The sequence below is a fragment of the Desulfoscipio geothermicus DSM 3669 genome, assembly GCF_900115975.1.
GTDB lineage: Bacteria > Bacillota > Desulfotomaculia > Desulfotomaculales > Desulfallaceae > Desulfoscipio > Desulfoscipio geothermicus.
Window position 1 is genome coordinate 26,472 of record NZ_FOYM01000002.1, and the last position, 19,587, is coordinate 46,058.

Annotated in this window: 20 protein-coding genes; 19 read left to right on the forward strand and 1 reads right to left on the reverse strand. The window is 53.5% G+C overall.

What is annotated here, in order from left to right; genetic code table 11:
* Positions 1 to 11: 11 nt before the first annotated feature.
* The 17 genes from aroF (at position 12) to BM299_RS01650 (ending at position 16,250) form a co-directional block, all read left to right on the forward strand.
* Positions 12 to 1,037, forward strand: a complete 1,026-nt coding sequence (gene aroF, locus BM299_RS01575) for a 3-deoxy-7-phosphoheptulonate synthase (RefSeq protein WP_092481712.1) — start codon at positions 12 to 14, stop codon at positions 1,035 to 1,037.
* On the forward strand, positions 1,034 to 2,128 hold the full coding sequence (locus BM299_RS01580; RefSeq protein WP_092481713.1) for a prephenate dehydrogenase: 1,095 nt from the start codon (positions 1,034 to 1,036) through the stop codon (positions 2,126 to 2,128). The genes aroF and BM299_RS01580 overlap by 4 nt, the downstream gene beginning before the upstream one ends.
* A gap of 362 nt (positions 2,129 to 2,490) precedes the next feature.
* Positions 2,491 to 3,777 (forward strand): 3-phosphoshikimate 1-carboxyvinyltransferase, encoded by a 1,287-nt coding sequence (gene aroA, locus BM299_RS01585; protein ID WP_092481714.1) that lies wholly within the window; start codon positions 2,491 to 2,493, stop codon positions 3,775 to 3,777.
* A 110-nt stretch (positions 3,778 to 3,887) separates the two neighbouring features.
* Positions 3,888 to 4,565, forward strand: coding sequence for a (d)CMP kinase (gene cmk, locus BM299_RS01590; RefSeq protein ID WP_092481715.1), 678 nt, complete (start codon positions 3,888 to 3,890; stop codon positions 4,563 to 4,565).
* Entirely contained in the window at positions 4,565 to 5,155 is a 591-nt protein-coding gene (locus BM299_RS01595) for a lysophospholipid acyltransferase family protein (RefSeq protein ID WP_092481716.1), read from the forward strand. Before cmk ends, BM299_RS01595 begins: the two co-directional genes overlap by 1 nt.
* Before the next feature lie 30 nt (positions 5,156 to 5,185).
* A complete protein-coding gene (locus BM299_RS01600; protein ID WP_207545093.1) occupies positions 5,186 to 7,297 on the forward strand; it encodes a bifunctional 4-hydroxy-3-methylbut-2-enyl diphosphate reductase/30S ribosomal protein S1 in 2,112 nt (703 codons plus the stop codon).
* 163 nt (positions 7,298 to 7,460) lie between these two features.
* Positions 7,461 to 8,219, forward strand: coding sequence for a DUF1614 domain-containing protein (locus BM299_RS01605; RefSeq protein WP_092481717.1), 759 nt, complete (start codon positions 7,461 to 7,463; stop codon positions 8,217 to 8,219).
* Positions 8,216 to 9,490 (forward strand): stage II sporulation protein P, encoded by a 1,275-nt coding sequence (spoIIP, locus tag BM299_RS01610; protein WP_245779601.1) that lies wholly within the window; start codon positions 8,216 to 8,218, stop codon positions 9,488 to 9,490. Before BM299_RS01605 ends, spoIIP begins: the two co-directional genes overlap by 4 nt.
* Positions 9,491 to 9,646: 156 nt before the next feature.
* Positions 9,647 to 10,537 carry a YIEGIA family protein gene (locus tag BM299_RS01615; protein ID WP_092481718.1) on the forward strand — a complete coding sequence of 297 codons (891 nt, stop codon included), beginning with the start codon at positions 9,647 to 9,649 and terminating at the stop codon, positions 10,535 to 10,537.
* A gap of 27 nt (positions 10,538 to 10,564) precedes the next feature.
* Positions 10,565 to 10,753 carry a capping complex subunit for YIEGIA gene (locus BM299_RS01620; RefSeq protein ID WP_092481719.1) on the forward strand — a complete coding sequence of 63 codons (189 nt, stop codon included), beginning with the start codon at positions 10,565 to 10,567 and terminating at the stop codon, positions 10,751 to 10,753.
* A 12-nt stretch (positions 10,754 to 10,765) separates the two neighbouring features.
* Entirely contained in the window at positions 10,766 to 11,230 is a 465-nt protein-coding gene (locus BM299_RS01625; protein ID WP_092481720.1) for a DUF3189 family protein, read from the forward strand.
* The gene (locus BM299_RS01630; RefSeq protein ID WP_092481721.1) at positions 11,227 to 11,643 is read left to right on the forward strand and encodes a DUF3189 family protein; all 417 of its coding nucleotides are present in this window, start codon (positions 11,227 to 11,229) and stop codon (positions 11,641 to 11,643) included. The genes BM299_RS01625 and BM299_RS01630 overlap by 4 nt, the downstream gene beginning before the upstream one ends.
* A gap of 54 nt (positions 11,644 to 11,697) precedes the next feature.
* Complete coding sequence (locus BM299_RS19635; protein ID WP_207545094.1) at positions 11,698 to 11,841, forward strand: hypothetical protein; 144 nt, start codon at positions 11,698 to 11,700, stop codon at positions 11,839 to 11,841.
* Between the two features lie 84 nt (positions 11,842 to 11,925).
* The gene (locus BM299_RS01635) at positions 11,926 to 13,239 is read left to right on the forward strand and encodes a DUF512 domain-containing protein (RefSeq protein WP_092481722.1); all 1,314 of its coding nucleotides are present in this window, start codon (positions 11,926 to 11,928) and stop codon (positions 13,237 to 13,239) included.
* Positions 13,240 to 13,280: 41 nt separating this feature from the next.
* A complete protein-coding gene (gene der / locus BM299_RS01640) occupies positions 13,281 to 14,591 on the forward strand; it encodes a ribosome biogenesis GTPase Der (RefSeq protein ID WP_092481723.1) in 1,311 nt (436 codons plus the stop codon).
* Between the two features lie 11 nt (positions 14,592 to 14,602).
* Positions 14,603 to 15,193, forward strand: a complete 591-nt coding sequence (gene plsY / locus BM299_RS01645; protein ID WP_207545095.1) for a glycerol-3-phosphate 1-O-acyltransferase PlsY — start codon at positions 14,603 to 14,605, stop codon at positions 15,191 to 15,193.
* A gap of 1 nt (position 15,194) precedes the next feature.
* Positions 15,195 to 16,250 (forward strand): NAD(P)H-dependent glycerol-3-phosphate dehydrogenase, encoded by a 1,056-nt coding sequence (locus tag BM299_RS01650; protein WP_092481725.1) that lies wholly within the window; start codon positions 15,195 to 15,197, stop codon positions 16,248 to 16,250.
* A gap of 122 nt (positions 16,251 to 16,372) precedes the next feature.
* Here BM299_RS01650 and BM299_RS01655 read toward each other — a convergent pair whose 3' ends face one another.
* Complete coding sequence (locus tag BM299_RS01655; protein WP_245779602.1) at positions 16,373 to 17,026, reverse strand: C40 family peptidase; 654 nt, start codon at positions 17,024 to 17,026, stop codon at positions 16,373 to 16,375.
* A gap of 305 nt (positions 17,027 to 17,331) precedes the next feature.
* Between BM299_RS01655 and spoIVA the strand changes: the two genes are divergently transcribed.
* On the forward strand, positions 17,332 to 18,813 hold the full coding sequence (gene spoIVA, locus BM299_RS01660) for a stage IV sporulation protein A (protein WP_092481726.1): 1,482 nt from the start codon (positions 17,332 to 17,334) through the stop codon (positions 18,811 to 18,813).
* A gap of 312 nt (positions 18,814 to 19,125) precedes the next feature.
* Complete coding sequence (locus tag BM299_RS01665) at positions 19,126 to 19,569, forward strand: ACT domain-containing protein (protein ID WP_092481727.1); 444 nt, start codon at positions 19,126 to 19,128, stop codon at positions 19,567 to 19,569.
* The last annotated feature ends 18 nt before the right edge of the window (positions 19,570 to 19,587 follow it).

A 19,587-nucleotide genomic window follows, 5' to 3' on the forward strand; every position in this document is an offset into this window, starting at 1 on the left:
GAGGTTTAATCATGATCGTGATAATGAATCATAACGCGGAGAAAAATGATATAGATCGAGTACTGCAAAGGCTGGAAAGCGCCGGTTTTCAAATTCACCTTTCCCAAGGGGTGGAGAGAACCATTATCGGGGCTATCGGTGACAAAACCAGGTTAAGTGACTTGTCCCTGGAGGCCATGGCTGGTGTGGAAAAGGTGGTGCCCATACTGCAGCCTTATAAGCTGGCCAGCCGTGCCTACATGGACGGTCCCACCGTGGTCAAGGTGGGGGACCTGGAAATAGGTGGGGATACCATTCATGTCATGGCCGGCCCCTGTGCGGTGGAAAGCAAGGAGCAATTGCTGCAGGCGGCGCAGGCGGTCCGCAATGCCGGTGCCACCATCCTGCGCGGGGGTGCCTACAAGCCCCGTACTTCCCCCTATTCCTTTCAGGGATTGGAGGAAGAGGGATTGAAATTGCTGGCAGAAGCCCGGGAGCAGACGGGGCTGGCGATTGTAACCGAAGTAATGGACCCCCGTACCCTGGATGTAGTGGCCCGGTACGCGGATATTCTGCAAATCGGGGCGCGCAACATGCAAAACTTTTTCCTTCTGCGGGAAGTGGCCCGGGCTGGAAAGCCTGTCCTGCTAAAACGCGGTTCCTCGGCCACAATCGAGGAATGGCTGTTGGCGGCTGAGTATATACTGGCCGAGGGTAACCGGGACGTGATTCTTTGCGAGCGGGGCATCCGCACCTTTGAGGAATACACCCGCAATACCCTGGACCTAACGGCCGTATCGGTGGTGAAACACCTCAGTCACCTGCCGGTTATAGTGGATCCCAGCCATGCCATCGGCAAGTGGCGGTTCGTGGAACCCATGGCCCGCGCCGCCGTTGCAGCTGGCGCCGACGGGCTGCTGGTGGAGGTGCATCCAAAACCGGCGGAAGCCCTTTGTGACGGCCCACAATCACTGACACCGCAAAATTTCCAGGCGTTGATGCAAAAATTGGCCGGCATCGCCGCAGTTATGGAAAGGAAATTGGCTAAATTACCATGATGGTTGAAAGATGTACCATTATCGGGGTGGGGCTGATCGGCGGCTCACTGGGGTTGGCTCTCAATGAGCGGGGTCTGGCAGGGCACATTTGCGGGGTTGACTTGCACAGGGAAAATCTCGACATGGCGCTGGCCGCCGGTGCGATCAACGAAATTGCCGAACTGCCCGAAGCGGTAACGGGAGCCGACCTGGTTATCCTGGCCGCGCCGGTGGGGGCAACGCCGCCGATATTAAGGCAAATTAAAGATTACTTGCAACCGGGCGCCGTAATCACCGATGTAGGCAGCACCAAGCAGGATGTGGTCGCGCGGGCCGAAGAAATTCTGGACAGTAACTGTTTTGTGGGCGGGCATCCCATGGCCGGCGCGGAAACCGCCGGCTTTGCGGGGGCCGACCCGTATCTTTTTGAAAACGCCTTTTATCTGCTGACACCCACGACCCGTACCGACCCAACTGCCCTGGGTCTGGTGCGGGGGATGGTGGACGCCATCGGCGGAGTGGTCATGGAAATGACACCACGAGAGCACGACCTGATGACGGCAGCCATCAGCCACCTGCCACATTTCGTGGCGGTGGCCACAGTGGCCGCGGTGGCCGGTATGCCGGTGGGAGAGCGGGCCATGGCGCTGGCGGCCGGGGGTTTTCGGGACACCACCCGCGTTGCCGCCGGCAGCCCCCGGATGTGGCGGGACATATTCCTATCCAACCGTAAGCAGGTGCTGCAAGCGCTTGAGTATTTTCAAAACGCTGTTGATGAATTAAAAGCGGCAGTGTACCGAAAAGATGAAGAAAAGTTAATGAACATACTGACCGGGGCCAGCGCGACCAGGAGAAAATTGCCGCTGAGGCCTAAAGGGTATTTACCCTGCATTTACGAAATTGTCGTCACGGTGCCCGACCGGCCCGGTATCATTGCTATGCTGGCGGGATTGCTGGGCGAAGCGGGGATCAATATATCGGAAATTGAAATATTGCGCGCCCGGGAAGGCTACGGCGGCACCATCCGGATCGGGTTCGCCACGGTGGAAGAACAGGAACGAGCGCTGCAGGTGCTGCGGAATAAAGATATCAAGTGCCGCCGGAAAGGGTAAGGCCCAAGCGTATATTTTTTTATTGTTGGGAAAGTATACGCCAATAAGGGACTGGCTCTTTTTCGCATTTGAAAAAAGTGCCTGTCCCCTTTTTATTCTTGTTGCAGTTTGGATCCTCACACCGTGAGCGAGGAGATTATTGGACACTGAGGTTAATTTTATAACAGAAATTAGTACTACTGCGTAATTTAAAGGTTAGCGGAGCCATGGGGACGGTTCGAGCGTCCCCGAAGCGCAGCGAAGGGCCGAAGGAAAGACGATGGAACCGTCCCCGTGGCGTAGTGGGCATAGCGAAATAAGCAATATTACGCTGTAGTGTTAGTTTAAACAAGTTTAAGTCTGACCCCGAGGTGATTTTATCTATGGAAGTAACCATAAAACCCGTGCGGACCTTGCGCGGCGAAGTCCAGGTGCCCGGTGACAAATCCATCTCTCACCGCGCCGTGATGCTGGGGGCCCTGGCCGACGGCGAAACTAAAATAGAAAACTTCCTTTTCGGCGCGGACTGCCTGTCCACCATCCGTGTGATGCGCGGCCTGGGGGTGCGGATAACCACCGTGGGCAAGCGGGTGGTGGTGCAGGGCCGTGGCCTGGAAGGGCTGCAGGAGCCTGATAATGTGCTGGACGCCGGAAATTCCGGCACCACCATGCGCCTGGTGGCGGGCATACTGGCGGGAAACCCTTTTTTCTCGGTGCTCACCGGCGACGGATCGCTACGCCGCCGCCCCATGAAGCGGGTTATCCGGCCGCTGACAGACATGGGAGCGCAAATTGCGGCCAGGGCGGGCGGCGCTTACGCGCCCCTGGCCATTAAAGGAGGCGGTCTCCGGGCCGTGGAATACACGTCGCCGGTGGGCAGTGCGCAAGTAAAGTCTGCCATATTACTGGCCGGTCTGTTTGCGGACGGTCCGACAACAGTTATTGAGCCTGCGCAATCCAGAGATCATACCGAAAGAATGCTGCGCTATTTCGGCGCCCGGGTGGAGGCTGCCGGCACACGGGTTACTGTGTGGGGAAAGCCGGACCTGCGAGGACAAAAAATTACCGTGCCCGGGGATATTTCCTCGGCCATGTTTTTCCTGGTGGCCGGCGCCACGGTGCCCGGCGCCGATTTGGTGGTCCACAATGTGGGGGTCAACCCCACCCGCACCGGTGCCTTGGACGTGCTCACCCAAATGGGCGCCGAGATTGAATTGTTGAACCCGAAGGAAATTAACGGCGAACCGGTGGCGGATATCCGGGTGCGCGGCAGTCGCCTGACCGGTACGGAAATCGGCGGCAGCATCATACCTTACCTGATTGACGAACTCCCGGTGCTGGCGGTGGCTGCGGCAGTGGCGGAAGGAGAAACGGTGGTGCAAGACGCCGCTGAATTGAGACACAAAGAAACGGACCGCATCGCCGCTGTGGTACAGGTGCTGCGCAGTATGAACGCCGACATCGAGGAGCGGCCCGACGGTTTTATCATTCGCGGCGGGCGGCGCCTGCGGGGCGCAGTTTGTGACAGCTTCGGCGACCACCGTATGGCTATGTCTGCCGCCGTCGCCGGCCTGACCGCGTACGGGGAAACCACGGTTAAAGGCGCAGAATGTGTAAAAATTTCCTATCCGAATTTTTTTGATACATTAAATTCTATCAGCGTGTCATAATAAACCTGGAAGGTATTTACCTTTTTCAGGTTTATTTTTTATTTTTAAAAGGAAATTCAAACAGCATGTCGAATTAGTTGAGATATTCGTTTTCACTGGAGTGGAACTTGATGGATAACCGCGTGAGCATTGCCATCGACGGCCCGGCCGGCGCCGGTAAAAGCACGGTGGCCAGGCTGGTGGCCGAAAGACTGGGTTATATTTACATAGATACCGGTGCCATGTATAGGGCTGTAACATTACAGGCTTTAATGGATAAAATAAATATAAATGATGAAACAGCCCTGACCCGGGTAGCCGTCGACGTGGATATTGCATTACGGGTCAACGAAAAAGGTCATACCCGCGTTTATTTGAATAGTCTGGACGTATCAAAGGAAATACGGTCGCCGGAGGTATCGCGCCATGTATCACTGGTTTCTCGCGTGCCCGGCGTCAGAAAGCGCATGACTCAACTGCAAAGGGAAATGGCGGCCAGGTGCAGCGTGGTAATGGAGGGCCGGGACATCGGTACCCATGTTTTGCCGGATGCGGATATGAAATTTTTCCTTACCGCCTCGGTGGAAGAACGGGCCCGGCGCAGGCATGCCGAATTGCAGGAACGTGGTTATACATTGTCTTTCGCGGAAATTGTAGAAGATATCAAGCAGCGTGACAACATTGACGCCAGTAGAGCAGTGGCGCCCCTGAAACCGGCTCCGGACGCTGAAATTATCGATTGCTCCATAATGACGGTGGAGCAAGTGGTAAATCTGATAGTGACCAGGGTTTCAGGGAGGTTTAATTAATGTTTTACAGTGTGGCCAAGATCATCTGCCGGGTAACTTTGCTGTTGCTGCGTCGCTGGAAGGTATATGGCAACACTGCCTTGCCCGCCGGGCAGGGCATGTTGCTGGTGGCGAACCATGTCAGTTACTGGGACCCGGTGGTGGTAGGTTGCGCCATAAATAGAAAGATTTTTTTTATGGCCAAGGCAGAATTGTTTCAAATTCCAGTGCTCAGGCTTATTATAACCAAGCTTGGTGCTTTTCCGGTCCACCGTGAAGGCACCGACCGGTCGTCAATTAGGCGGGCGCTGGAGTTACTTGGCGCCGGCAAAGTGGTGGGCATCTTTCCAGAGGGTACCCGCAGCAAAACTGGTGAACTTTTAAACCCCCATTTGGGCGCCGCCATGTTGGCCTTTAAAGGGGGTGTGCCATTATTGCCGGTAGCGGTCAGCGGGACCAAAGGTATTTTGGGACAGGTAAAGGTCATTATCGGCCAGCCCATGTATTTTACCGCCCAGAACCGGCGCAAAATATCCAGGGCCGAAATGGAATCGGTAAGCCGGGAGTTAATGGCGGAAATAGGCCGGCTGCTGTCGGTTGTAGAGAAATAGCGGTGTAACTTAACGAGAGCGGTGAATGGGATGGAAGTGAAGGTGGCTGCCAAAGCGGGCTTCTGCTTTGGCGTGAAAAGGGCCGTGGATATGGCCCGTAAGTGTTTGCACGACAGGGATGGACCGGTTTACACACTGGGTCCGCTAATCCATAACGATCAGGTGACCGGTGCGCTGGCCTGGGAAGGGATTAACATCATAAACGACCTGGATGATATCGACGGGCCGGGCACCGTTATTATTCGCTCCCACGGCGTGGCTCCGGAAGTGTTGCAAAAAGCGCAAGAAAAAGGGTTGCAAGTGGTGGACGCCACATGCCCGTTTGTACGCAAAGTACAGCAAACAGTACATGACATGGTGCAACAAAATATACCCGTGGTCGTAGTGGGTGATCCGGAACACCCGGAAGTACAGGGTATCGTGGGCTGGGCCGGAGGCAGGGCCAGGGTGGTCAGAGATGCCGCACAGGCCGGAGAACTTGATCAATACCCCGTAGTGGGCGTGGTAGCCCAAACAACCCAGCGGCAGGATAATTTGGATGCCGTGGTGAATGTTATTAAGGACAGTGGAAGCCGGGTGTATGTGTATAACACCATTTGCTCGGCCACTGCCGAGAGGCAGCAGGAAGCGCTGGAACTGGCGCGGCAGGTGGAAGCTGTGCTGGTGCTGGGTGGCAAAAACAGCGCTAATACGGCCAAACTGGCCCAAATTTGTCGCACTGCCGGAATTCCGGTTTATCGGATAGAAACAGCCGGGGAAATAGACCCGGCCTGGTTCAAGGGTCTGAAAACCATCGGGGTTGCGGCAGGCGCATCTACACCCGGCTGGATTATAGAGGAGGTTTGTAGTCGAATGATGGAGTTTGAAGACATGAAGGAAGAAGAAGTAATGGAAGAAAAGGTTGATGACGTGGTAGAGGCTGAACCGCCAACGGTGGAAGCCGAGCCGCAGCAGGAAGAAAGCGCCCGGGAAGAAATGCAGCAGGAAATGGAAGAAGCCGTGGAAGTAAAAAACCTTAAAAACGGCGAAGTCGTCAAGGGCATAGTGGTGCAGGTCAACCAGGACGAGGTGTTGGTTGATGTGGGCGCCAAGTCGGAAGGAGTTATTCCCCTCAGAGAGCTTTCCAGCTTTAGTGTTGATTCCCCACATGACGTGGTCAATGTGGGCGATGAAATAAATGTTTACGTATTGAAGTCGGAAGACAACGAGGGCAAGCTGATCCTATCCAAACAAAAGGCCGATGAAGAGGAGGCCTGGACCCGCCTTGAAGAAATCATGCAGGAGGAGCAAGTCGTAAAGGGCAACGTTCGCGAAGTGGTTAAAGGCGGCCTTTTGGTGGATGTAATGAACGTGCGTGCATTCCTCCCGGCCTCCCTGGTAGAGAGAGGTTACGTTGAAGATCTCAGCAAATACCTGAACATGGAAATTGAAGCCAAGGTTATAGAGCTCAACCGGCCCAGAAGGAAGGTCATTCTTTCCCGCAAAGCCGTTCTGGAAGAAGAGTACGCCCGCAAGCGCGAGGATCTGCTGGCCAACCTGGAAGAAGGACAGGTGGTTAAGGGCATCGTCAGGCGGTTGACGAATTTCGGCGCCTTTGTGGATATCGGTGGTGTAGATGGCCTGCTGCACATCTCCGAGATGGCCTGGTACCGCATCAACCACCCCTCTGAAGTGGTTAACGTGGGCGATGAACTGGAAGTCATGGTGCTGCGGGTGGACCGGGAAAATGAAAAGGTTTCCCTGGGCCTTAAGCAGGTACTGCCCAATCCGTGGGACAACGTGGAAGAAAAGTATCCAGAAGGCAGTATTATCACTGCCAAAGTGGTACGCCTGGCTCCGTTTGGCGCCTTTGTACAACTGGAGCCCGGCGTGGAGGGTCTGGTGCACATTTCTCACCTGGCCGACCGGCATGTGGCCACTCCCGATGAAGTGGTACAGGAAGGAGAAGAAATCCGGGTTAAAGTGCTAAGCGTGGACCCCGAAGATAAGCGTATCCGCCTTTCTATCAGGGAAGTGAACCGGGAAAAAGGCAAGAACAATTATAAAGAATATCAAGCCAAGAAGCAAGAAAACCCGACCAGTGACGGCGGGACAGTCACCATCGGTGAAATGGTGGGAGACATATTTGACGAAAAAAAATAAAGCTTTCGTTATAAAATGAGGCTGAATAAGCCTCATTTTTTTTGCCCGCATTATGGGAACTGGTTAAGTGCACTCCTCTTCTTGTGTATATTTAGGCTTTCTCGGGGAAGCATAATTTTATGGAATCAAAAATCAATTTATTTTTGGCTAAGGAGGAAGCGCAATGACGCGGTTACCTATCGGCATTATTGTACTAATTGCTGTTTCAATCCTCATTTACTTCGGCCTGGCCCAACGCGTGCTGGACAGAATGCGCCTGTCGGACCGGGCCGCCCTGGGGATCATTGCCCTGCTGGCCGTGGGAAGCTTCATTGACATTCCGCTATCCACCGGGCGCTATGATGTTTCAGTTAATCTGGGCGGCGCCCTGGTTCCCCTGGGGGTAGCCATTTACCTGTTGACAAGGGCGGGCACCGACCGGGAATGGGGCAGGGCGCTTCTGGCGGCAGTTATCACCGGGGCGGTTATTTTTGGTGTGGGCAACCTTATGGGACGCACCGAGATTGAACCCGGCGGCCGGTTTTTCGGTTACCTGGATGCCCTGTGGGTTTACCCCATCATCGGCGGACTGGTGGCCTATATAGCAGGACGTTCCCGGCGTTCTGCCTTTATAGCCGCTACGCTGGGGTTGATGCTGGTTGACGTTGCTTATCTGGTCTGGCTTGTCTACACCGGCGCGCCCGCCGGCAGGGTGGCCATCGGCGGGGCCGGCGCGTTTGACGGCATTGTGCTGGCCGGCATAGTGGCCGTATTACTGGCGGAAATTATCGGGGAAACCCGGGAAAGACTGCAGGGTGGCCCTGCTTCGGAAGGGCGGTCGCAGGAGTTGATGGAGGGCTTGCGCAAACCCGGCATCAACAGCCCGGAACACGATCGGGAGAATTCCGAAAACGCAGATCACAGGGAGGGGGAGCAGCGGTGAAAAAAGTGAGAAATCAGCGTTATAAAATAGCCCTGGGGGCCGGACTCCTGGTGCTGGGCGTTTCTCTGCTGGCGTTTTTCTCGGTGCACCGTTCGGTAAACCCGGCCTGGTCGCCCGGCGGGTTGTGGAACGAAGCTATGGAATCTGAACATAAAGACGGACAAGTGTTTAAAATACATGATGCCGGTAACAAGCTGCTCAGTAAAATGTCCCGCACAGTTACGGTGGGGGACGAGTTGATCACAGGCAGCGGGCGGCGATATAAAATCACATCGGTAAATGGCTTCGACGCCCGGGCGGAATTTAACGGACTGGACCGGGAACTTCTGGGGTTTATGGACGAATTTGAAAACATGGCCGTGCCGGTGGCCGGACAGCCGGAATGGAAAAACAGACCGGTGGCCATTTATCATACCCACAGTGCAGAATCTTATGTACCCACCGACGGCACGGAAAGCGAGCCTTATCATGGCGGTATATTTGAGGTGGGGGATGCCATGGCCGCCCAGTTGCGCAAGGAAGGCGTCAAGGTGCTGCATGACAAAACACCCCACGAACCCCGGGATAAAAACGCGTATTATCGTTCCCGGCGCACGGTGGCGGGTTTGATGAAGAAAAACCCGGTAACCATGATTGACGTACACCGGGACGGGATACCGGACCCGGACTACTACAGCAGAAAAATTGACGGCAAAGATGTTACTCAAGTGCGGTTGGTGGTGGGCAGGCAAAACCCCAAGATGGGTTCCAACATGGAATTTGCCAAAAAAGTAATGGCCTATGCCAATAAGGTCCACCCGGGTCTGGTGAAAGAAATTTTTATCGCCCGAGGCAACTATAACCAGGATTTAATGTCAACGGCAATGCTGGTGGAGGTTGGCACCCACACCAATTCTCGAGCAGCTGCTGAAAACGGTGCCAGGCTTTTTGCTGACGCGCTGCCGGACTTGCTGGGAGTGGGCGGCCATGTGCCAGGTCCCGGCGGTGCCGTCGGACCCGGTGCCGCGACGCCGGCGGGGTGGAAAACCCTGGCCTGGATAATCGGTATTACCATACTGGGTGGCGGTGCCTTCCTGCTTATCAGTTCAGGCAGTTGGGATAACGCCCGCAAGCGCCTGAGCGGCTACTGGGGCCGTGAATTCGCCGGCTTTATGGCCCCACAGCGCAAGAAGGGTAAAATTTGCACCGAAAAGGGCGACGTGGAAACATCGTACAGTGAAGAGGCCAATAAAGCGGCCAGGGAAAACCTGGAGAAGGTAAGAAACGATTAAAGGGGTCAGACCCGTCGTAACTGTAATAACTTAAACCCCGACAAGAAAATAGGGTAGCAATAAATGGGCGTATCATTTACCAAAAACCAAGTGATACGCCCACATTACTGCAAAATAAAAAGAACTCTTTAACATATTGTTAAAGGTGTGATCCAGTTGGAAAAATACTTGGACGTCATTTTGTTCGGCAGCGGTGCCGGCACACTGGCCCGATTATTGCTGCTCCGCTTGGATTACCGCCAGTACCCGGGTTATCCCCACGGATACATATCGCACCTGTCCCTGGGCGCCATAGCCTCGGCCCTGGGCGCCGTTGCCGTTCCCGCCATCCTGGAAAAGGATTTTACCGCCTTCACTTTCCTGGCCCTGGCGGCCCAGCAATTTCGTGAAATTAGAAATATTGAACGGGAGACACTGGAAAACCTGGAGGAAACCAGGCTGGAAAAGAGGGGTAAGGACTACATAGAAGGGATTGCCCGGACTTTTGAGGCCCGCAATTACCTGGTCATGATTACCGCGTTTTTTACCAGCGTGGCGACGGTTGTTGCCGGCATCTGGGGTGGCGCCGTGGCGGCGGTTGTACTGATTCTATTCAGTCTGACCTTCATGGCGGGACAAACAATTGGAGACATTTGCGAGGTGGTCCCCGGCAAAGTGCATTTCCAGGGCTCTCTGCTGAATGTGGAGGATATTAATTTCATGTCGGTGGGATTGCCGGAAATGCGGGAAAAGATTATAAACGAAGCGCTGGGGGTCATGATCAAACCTAAAAATGACGACGCCAGGGCCACGCTGCACGACATGGGTCAGCGCATGGCTATAGCCCACACGGCGGCAGTGATTATGGGCAGTAAAAAGGACGTGGATATCCCGGAGTTTACCCCGCTGGTGCGCAAAAACCCGGATACCGGTGCGGTGGCGCTGTACATCATGCCCATGGAGAAAGATATGGAAGTACTTGTTTTAGCCGTAAAACGTACGCCCGTGCTGGAAAGTGCCCGGGTCAAACCGCTGAAAACCCAGGCCGGGCGCATGGCGGCCGATTAAAATCATAGCAACCGGAGGTAGTGCTGCTTGAGCGAAGGGGAAAAGCAAATTCTGGCCGTGATCACCACCAATAAAGATAAGGTGACCGGTGCCGTGCCCATATTTATCGCCGAAAACGATCGGGAAAAGGAAAAAACCGCACTCTTTTTGGCCAAAACACTGGACGCCATGGTACACGATTTGGAAAACGGTGTTTACTTCATCGTCCGACACTGAGGGTGATTTCATTTGAAAATTATTTACCATTGTTTCGGGGGTACCCACTCATCCGTAACGGCGGCCGCCGCCCACCTGGGAATGCTTCCCGCCGACCGTCCGCCTCGCCCGGCCGACCTGCTGGCCGTCCCGTTTTTTGATACCAGGGAAAACGATGACCACGGTGAGATTAAATTGATGGGAGTGGATGACAGCGGCAATGAAGTTTACTTTGTCGGGCAAAGGGGGGCGCCGCAAATGCTGGAAAATGTTATCTTCGGATTGGCCCGGCATTTTGACATACCCTCCCGGGATTTTAAGATGGTCAACGTGATGTATAAAGTGAACGTGAGCATGAAAATAGGGGGCACGATGTCGCGCCGGCTCAAGTGGATTGCAGCCGGGCGGCCGCTGGTAACCTGGGGCACGGTGCGGGCCTACGCCAAGATAATAAACCTGGTGCGGAAAATTAAAGCGGAAGAGAGCCCGATAAAGTGAAGCAGATCATATATTTCAATGACACCGGGTTTCCATATGCCGTACTTGCCGCTGCGGTGAGGAGCGGCGAATTGCCCGCGCAACGGCCTCCTGAACGGGACGAACTGGAAAGGGTCCTGCGCCGGTGCGGGCTGGGTAAGGGGGACGCAACCGTATATCACCTGGGTTACGGCAGCCGGGGCGAGAAATGCCTGGCCTTGTGGTCCCAGGGCAATGGCGACATGATCAGGCGCACGGTGCAAAGCTTTCTCGGTCTTTTTCAAATCCATGATTATGAACTGGTACAACTGCCTCATCGCAAAACCCCGCTGTTGACCCTGGGCGTCTGGCTGACCAAAGTACCCGGCCTGCGTTCCTGCGGCCTTGGTTTAATCCACCGCCAGCTAAAAACCATTTACTGGGGTCAGACTTAAACTTATTAATCTTAAACACTGTAGCGTAATGTGATTGGTGCCAGGTGTTGAAAGTTGAAAATCGAAGATTTTCAACTTTCAACACCTGGCACCAAAGGCTACCGCACCGGTCCGGCAAATTTGATCAAGGGCTGCATGAACACAAGCTTAACCCATATCCCGCCTTTACCCTTGTTGTTGGCGCAAATAAGAGTATAACATACTTTTTAATTCGGGCAGCTTGACTAAATCTGCCAGCTATCGGATAATGTAACGAGAATGTTACATGAGGGGAGGGTCCCCATGCGGGACCACGGGCTGATTATAACAGCGGTGGAAGAAGATAGTATCGCCGGTGAACTGGAACTGGAACCCGGCGACGTTATATTAAAAATAAATGATCAGGAAATAGAAGACGTCCTTGATTACCGGTACCTGATTGCGGAAGAAAATTTACAGGTACTGGTGCAGAAACACTACGGCGAGCACTGGCTGCTGGAAATAGAAAAAGATCCGGATGAAAACCTGGGCGTCACTTTCCGGGACGGCGGCTGGGGGCACACCCGCCGGTGCGCCAATAATTGCATCTTTTGCTTTGTGGACCAGATGCCCGGGGAAATGCGTTCCACGCTTTACGTCAAGGATGATGATTATCGCCTGTCCTTTGCCCAGGGCAATTTTATTACCCTGACCAATATGGGACAAGCCGCCCTGGAGCGAATTGTCGCTATGCGCCTGAGCCCGTTGTACATATCAGTGCATACCACCAACCCTGAACTGCGGCGGCGTATAATGGGCAATCCCGGTGCGGGGCGCATCATGGAACAGCTTCGTTACCTGGCCGATAACGGCATTGAAATGCATACCCAGGCGGTGTTGTGCCCCGGGGTCAACGACGGTGCGGAACTTACCAGGACCGTCAGCGACCTGGGCGCACTTTGGCCCGCGGTGCGCTCCCTGGCGGTTGTGCCGGTGGGCCTGACCGCCCACCGCCGGGGTTTGCACCACCTGCGTCCCTTTAACGGGGACGAGGCCAGAGCGGTGGTTGAGGAAGTGCATCGCCGGCAAAATGATTTCCTGGCCCAAATTCAGTACCCGCTGGTCTTTGCCAGTGACGAATTTTACCTGCTGGCCGGGTATCCCGTTCCCCCGGCGGAAAAATACGGCGGCTTCCCACAGACTGAAAACGGGGTGGGTTTGTTGCGTTTGTTTATGGATGAATGGGACCGGGTACGGAGGCATTTGCCCGTACGGGTTGCTCATCCGGCACGGTATTCCGTGGTGACCGGCCGGCTAGCCGGTCCGGTGCTGGCGCCCGTGGTGGAGAAATTGAACCGGATTTCCGACCTGGCGATTATGCTGCATGTTCTGAAAAACAACTTTTTCGGTAACACTGTAACCGTAGCCGGTTTATTGACCGGGCGCGACCTACTGGACGGCCTAACGGGCCGCGATCTGGGCGACCGCCTGTTCATCCCGTCGGTCATGCTGCGGGAGGGACAGGAAGTCTTCCTGGACGACATCACAGTGGACGAACTTTCCCGCCGCTTGCACGTGCCGATAACGATGGTGAACGGGCCGGAAGACCTGGTGCGGGAGCTTGGTTTGTTGACGTAAAGGTATTTCAATTCGTAGTACATAGAGAGATGGTGTGAATCATGGCAAGACCAATTGTAGCAATAGTGGGTCGCCCCAACGTGGGCAAATCCACACTGTTCAACCGCATAGTGGGCGGCCGGGTAGCCATAGTGGAAGATACCCCGGGCGTTACCAGGGATCGCCTTTACCAGGATGCCGAATGGAACGGCCGCCTGTTTACCCTGGTTGATACCGGCGGCCTGGATTACCAGGACGACGACCAAATGGTCACCCATATCCGCAAACAGGCCGAACTGGCCATTGCCGAGGCGGACCTGATCCTGTTCGTGGTGGACGCGCGGTTCGGCTTGACCGGCACAGATGAAGACGTGGCCAAAATACTACGCAGCAGCGATAAACCGGTTATCCTGGTGGCCAATAAAGTGGAGGATTTCGCCAGGGTGCACGAACTTTACGACTTTTTCCGCCTGGGCCTGGGCGAGCCGGTGCCGGTTTCAGCGGCGGAAGGCAGAAATACCGGGGATCTGCTGGATATGGTGATGGAAAAGCTGCCGCCGGTTGTAGAAGATGGAGAAGACGACGACGTCATAAAAATAGCGGTTATAGGCCGGCCCAACGTGGGTAAATCCTCCCTGGTTAACGCCATTTTGGGCGAAGAAAGGACTATCGTCAGCGATATACCGGGCACAACTCGGGATGCCATTGATACATATATCAAACGCGACGGCAAAAATTACCTCATTATTGATACCGCCGGCATCAGGCGCCGGAGCAAAATCGGCCTGGCCACGGAAAAATACAGCGTCATCCGCTCATTGCGGGCCATTGATCGCAGTGACATTGTTTTGATGATGATCGACGCCGTGGAAAAATTGACCGATCAGGATAAGCGAATTGCCGGCTACGCCCATGAAAAAGGGCGCGGCGCGGTACTGGTCGTCAATAAGTGGGACCTGGTGGAAAAAGACAGTCATACCGCTAATCGCTATATCGAAAACCTTCGGGACGGGCTGGGGTTCATGCAGTACGCCCCGGTATTATTCGTCAGCGCCCTGACCCGCCAGCGGGTGCACCGGGTGCTGGAACTGGTTGATTATGTCAGCGAGCAGCAAAACATGCGCATTGCCACCGCCAACTTGAATGACCTGTTGCGGGAGGCCGTAATGTACAGCCAGCCGCCCCAGGACCGGGGGCGGCGATTGAAAATTTTTTACGCTACCCAATCCGGGGTCAAGCCGCCGACCTTTATTTTGTTTGTCAACGAGCCCGATATCATGCATTTTTCATACTTGCGCTACCTGGAAAACCGGCTGCGGTCGGCCTACGGCTTCGAGGGCACCCCAATCAAGATGGTGATGCGTAAAAGGTAGGAGTGGAGAATGTGGAAACTTTACTGGCCATTGTGGCTAGCTACCTGATTGGTTCAATACCCATAGGCGTTTTAATATCCCGTACGAAAGGGGTTAATATCCGTGAACACGGCAGCGGCAACATCGGCGCCACCAATGTGTGGCGCACCCTGGGACCGGTGCCGGGTATTATTGTGTTGCTCCTGGATATGAGTAAGGGTGTGGCCGCGGTTCTAATCGGACGGCATTTTGGCGGTACGGAAACGGAACTGATGGCTGCTTTCGGCGCGCTGTGCGGGCATAGCTGGTCCATATTTTTGACTTTCAAGGGCGGTAAAATTGTGGCCACCGGGGCCGGCGTTTTGCTGGCCATTTCACCGGCCGCCACCCTGGTGGCGCTGGTGGTTTTGTTAACCACGGTGGGCATCAGCCGTTATGTGTCCCTGGGTTCCATACTGGCGGCCGTTTCAGTGCCCATTTCATTATACCTGCTGCACATGGACGGGTTATATGTTTTGTTCGGCGTATTATTGATGATATTTGTCATTTACAAACACCGCGCAAACATTGAGCGAATCCTGGCAGGAACGGAATTCAAGGTTGGGAAGGGCAGGAGATCATAAAATGGCGGGTACAAACCATGTTGCTGTTCTGGGTGCGGGCAGTTGGGGCACGGCGCTGGCCTGTCACCTGGCGGGTCGGGGCGGAAAGATAAAACTGTGGGCCAGGCGGCCGGAACTGGTGAAGCAAATAAAAGCATGCCGGGAAAATAAACGTTATCTGCCCGGCATTATTTTACCGGAAAACATTCAAGTAACAGGGGACCTGGCGGGGGCGCTGGCCGGAGCCAAGTACATTGTTTTCAGTGTTCCCTCCCACAGTTTCCGGGAGGTATTGAAAAGCGCGCTTCCCGTCATCCGCGAAGATGCTCTGATTGTCAATACCGCCAAGGGGATTGAGGAAGATACCATGCTGCGTTTGTCGGAAGTCTATACAAGCCAGGCCGGTGCCCGAAGAGCCGGTAATTACGTGGTACTATCCGGACCCAGCCACGCCGAGGAAGTGGCCCTGAATATGCCCACCGCCGTAGTAGTTGCCTCACCTTCCCGGACAACAGCGGAAAAGGCGCAGGATTTGTTTATGATGGATAATTTTCGGGTTTACACGAACCCTGATGTTATCGGCGTGGAGATCGGCGGCGCATTAAAAAATGTCATTGCTCTGGGCACCGGTATAGTAGACGGGCTGAGCGGCAGCGACAATGCCAAGGCGGCGCTGATGACCAGGGGACTGGCAGAAATCACCCGCCTGGGGATGGCCATGCACGCCAATCCCCTAACCTTTGCCGGGTTGGCCGGTCTGGGGGACCTGATAGTCACCTGTACCAGCATGCATAGCCGCAATCGCCGCGCCGGCATAGAAATCGGCCGCGGCAAAAAACTGGCGGAGGCGCTGGCCGGAGTCAATATGGTGGTGGAGGGCGTGCGTACCACCCGGGCCGCGTATGGCTTGGCCAGGCGCTGGGGGGTGGAGATGCCCATTACCGAGCAGATGTACCGGGTTTTGTTCCAGAGCATGCCCCCGGAAGAGGCGGTTAATAATTTAATGGCGCGGGTAAAAACCCATGAAGTGGAAGAAGTGGCCCTTTCCAAGATCAAATGGTGGATTGAGCGTAATTAAAAGATATACAAAAACGAAAAGCAAAAAAGCAATAAGGGGACAGGCACCGTAAAAGGGGACTGGGTAAAAAAGGGGGACTGGCTCCTTTTTCGTTTTTTGAAAAAGGTGCCTGTCCCCTTTTTTTACCGTATAAGCCGCACAGCGCCTTTATAATTCTCAACATAATAAGGTTGCGCCAGCGGGGTGGTAATCACCCCGTACTTGGTAGAAGCATGGATGAACTTTCCGCTTCCGACATATATCCCTACATGCTGGATACCGGCGCTGCCGTAATAACCGAAGAATACCAAATCACCGGGCAACAGGTCGCTGCGTGAGACCCTTTTGCCGTAATTGAACTGGCTGGAAGCCAGATGGGGCAAATTTACCCCCACTTTGTCGTATACGTACCTGGTAAACCCGGAACAATCAAAACTATGCGGTCCCTCCGCGCCGTAAACGTAACTGCTGCCCAGCAAGCTACCGGCAGTTTTGAGCACCACCCGCACATTGTCGTTTTCCGCCCGGGAAACGGCATAATTGTTTTGGCCGGTTTTTTTAACAGGCTGGTTATTAGTTGGTAATTTTACCGGAATTTTTGAGACGGATTGGTTATATGTATTGGTAGAAGGCTTATTGAACTCATTATATTGAAAAAGCCCGCTGGAAAATACTTGACCGGCCAGGTCAACAAGCACTATCGGACTGCGAACGGGTACCGCATAAGCATTGTTACCAAAAGACATACACGACAAAAACAAGACTAAAGTTGGCAGCAAAAGCAATTTCTTACGCACAACAAACTCCTTTGCTAAAAATTTAAGCCCTAATTAACTATATTGGGATATCAGCAATTATAATTAATTATTCGACATATGGAATATGTTCCCCTGCTCTCCCGAAAAATTTGAGAAAAATTAGTATTAAACTTAATCATTAATCATATATATATATTGTTAATGTATGCCATTGGAAAAAACTTCTCGTTAACTAGGCTGCGAGGTTTTTTGATAGACGCCTTTCCTAACTTGTGGGGGGGATGCTGATCTGATAACAACAATTTTTTAATTATATAAATTTTTTATAAGGAGGGAGTGCGTTCATGGAAAAGTTTGATATTTTCCGCGATATAGCGGAACGCACCGAGGGGGATATCTACCTGGGTGTAAGCGGCGGCGTTCGAACGGGCAAATCAACCTTTATCAAGCGATTTATGGACCTAATGGTCATTCCCAACATTGAAAACGAACACGAGCGTGAGCGGGCCATAGATGAACTGCCACAGAGCGGGGCCGGGAAAACCATCATGACCACCGAGCCCAAGTTTGTGCCCAAAGAAGCGGTGGAAATCGAGGTTAGTCCCAACTTAAAAGTTAAGGTCCGCCTGGTCGATTGCGTAGGATACCGGGTCGAGGGGGCCCTAGGGTACGAGGATGAGGAAGGCAACCCGCGCATGGTATCCACTCCCTGGTTCGAGGAACCGATTCCGTTCGAGGAAGCCGCGGAAATGGGCACCAAAAAGGTTATCAGCGAGCACTCCACAATCGGCCTGGTAGTGACAACCGACGGCACGATCACGGATATTCCCCGCGAAAACTACATTGCCGCTGAAGAAAGGGTTGTGCAGGAACTTAAGGAGATAAACCGTCCATTTCTGATAATTTTAAATACCAGGGTGCCTGATAATGAAGAAACCATCCAACTGGCCGATGAACTGACAGAAAAATACGACGTGCCGGTAATCCCGATTAATAGCGCGGAAATGTCCCAACAGGATATCATGCTCATCCTGGAAAAGGCTTTGTTTGAATTTCCGGTTAACGAGGTTTCCATCACCATGCCGCTCTGGGTGGAAGAACTGGAGCAAAAACACTGGCTGCGGGATAAATTTGATCAGGCCGTTCAGGAAACGGTCCAGCAGGTGCGTCGCCTCCGGGATATTGACGGGGCGGTGGAGCAACTGGGCGAATATGATATGGTTCATCAGGTCAATCTTACCAATATGGACCTGGGGACCGGCACTGCCGCCATTGAAATCACTTCCAAACCGGAACTGTTTTACCGGGTGCTGGAAGAAGAAACCGGTTTTCAGTTGGAGGGGGATCACCAGCTGTTCCGCCTGGTTAAAGAACTGGCCGTGGCCAAGCGAGAATACGACAAGGTGGCGCCGGCCCTCATGGAGCTGAAGGAAAACGGCTACGGTGTGGTAAATCCCACCATTGAAGATATGCAACTGGTTGAGCCCGAGCTTATCCGGCAGGGCAGCCGGTTCGGCGTCAAGTTGAAAGCCAGCGCGCCGTCCATTCACATGATCCAGGCCAATATCCAGACCGAACTCACCCCGATTATCGGCACGGAAAAACAATGCGAGGAACTGGTGCGCTACATGCTGAATGAGTTTGAAGAAAACCCGGAGAAAATTTGGGGTTCCGAAATATTCGGCAAGTCGGTTAGCGACCTGGTCCGTGAGGGTATACAAAACAAGCTGCAGCGGATGCCGGAAAACGCCCAGGTTAAATTGCAAGAAACGGTGCAGCGGATTGTAAACGACGGCAGCGGAGGCCTCATTTGCATTATTATTTAAGACGATTAGCCTCGAACCGGCAAAATAAGGGTTTTCATGGTGGATAAATATTTTATATGAAATAATGCTTAATTAAATTGCGTTTAACTCCGGTCTGCAGGGACCGGTTTTTTTACTTTGTGAAATATACCTTACCATATATATGGCAAGGGCTAAGGATTAAAGTATTAAAAAGCGCGAGCCAAGTAAACTGATTTAAGCACGCTTTTTTCATGGGCAAATATTGTAAAGTAATATGAACAGTGATATAATGTCTATCATGCATGGAATTATATCCATCTGTCATGGACTAAAACGGGAGGTGTAAAACGGGTGGGAGGCAGAGAACCGCGATTTTACCTGGTGCGGGAGGATATTCTACCCGAGGCCTTTCATAAAACGGTCCAGGCCAAGGAATTGCTGCTGCGCGGCGAGGTGGCCACGGTAAACGAAGCGGTGGAAAGGGTGCAGCTTAGCCGCAGCGCTTTTTACAAATATAAAGATAAAGTTTACCCGTTTCACCGCTGGAACCGGGATCAGACAGTGACCATCGAAATAGTATTGGAACACCGTTCCGGTGTTTTATCGGCGGTGCTGAACAATATTGCCGTGGTAGGCGGCAATATTGTCACCATAAATCAAAACATTCCGCAGCAGAGCGTGGCCACCGCCACCATCACCATTGAAACGGCCCAATTGAGTTGCGACGTGGATAAAATGTTGAACATATTGCGCAGCACCATTGGGGTCAAAATGGCCAAACTGCTGGGATCTTAACATTACGGGAAAGGGGCG

Coding starts and splice junctions, on each gene's coding strand:
- aroF (WP_092481712.1), top strand. CDS start 12: ATGATCGTGATAATGAATCATAACGCGGAGAAAAATGATATAGATCGA.
- BM299_RS01580 (WP_092481713.1), top strand. CDS start 1,034: ATGATGGTTGAAAGATGTACCATTATCGGGGTGGGGCTGATCGGCGGC.
- aroA (WP_092481714.1), top strand. CDS start 2,491: ATGGAAGTAACCATAAAACCCGTGCGGACCTTGCGCGGCGAAGTCCAG.
- cmk (WP_092481715.1), top strand. CDS start 3,888: ATGGATAACCGCGTGAGCATTGCCATCGACGGCCCGGCCGGCGCCGGT.
- BM299_RS01595 (WP_092481716.1), top strand. CDS start 4,565: ATGTTTTACAGTGTGGCCAAGATCATCTGCCGGGTAACTTTGCTGTTG.
- BM299_RS01600 (WP_207545093.1), top strand. CDS start 5,186: ATGGAAGTGAAGGTGGCTGCCAAAGCGGGCTTCTGCTTTGGCGTGAAA.
- BM299_RS01605 (WP_092481717.1), top strand. CDS start 7,461: ATGACGCGGTTACCTATCGGCATTATTGTACTAATTGCTGTTTCAATC.
- BM299_RS01635 (WP_092481722.1), top strand. CDS start 11,926: ATGCGGGACCACGGGCTGATTATAACAGCGGTGGAAGAAGATAGTATC.
- der (WP_092481723.1), top strand. CDS start 13,281: ATGGCAAGACCAATTGTAGCAATAGTGGGTCGCCCCAACGTGGGCAAA.
- BM299_RS01650 (WP_092481725.1), top strand. CDS start 15,195: ATGGCGGGTACAAACCATGTTGCTGTTCTGGGTGCGGGCAGTTGGGGC.
- spoIVA (WP_092481726.1), top strand. CDS start 17,332: ATGGAAAAGTTTGATATTTTCCGCGATATAGCGGAACGCACCGAGGGG.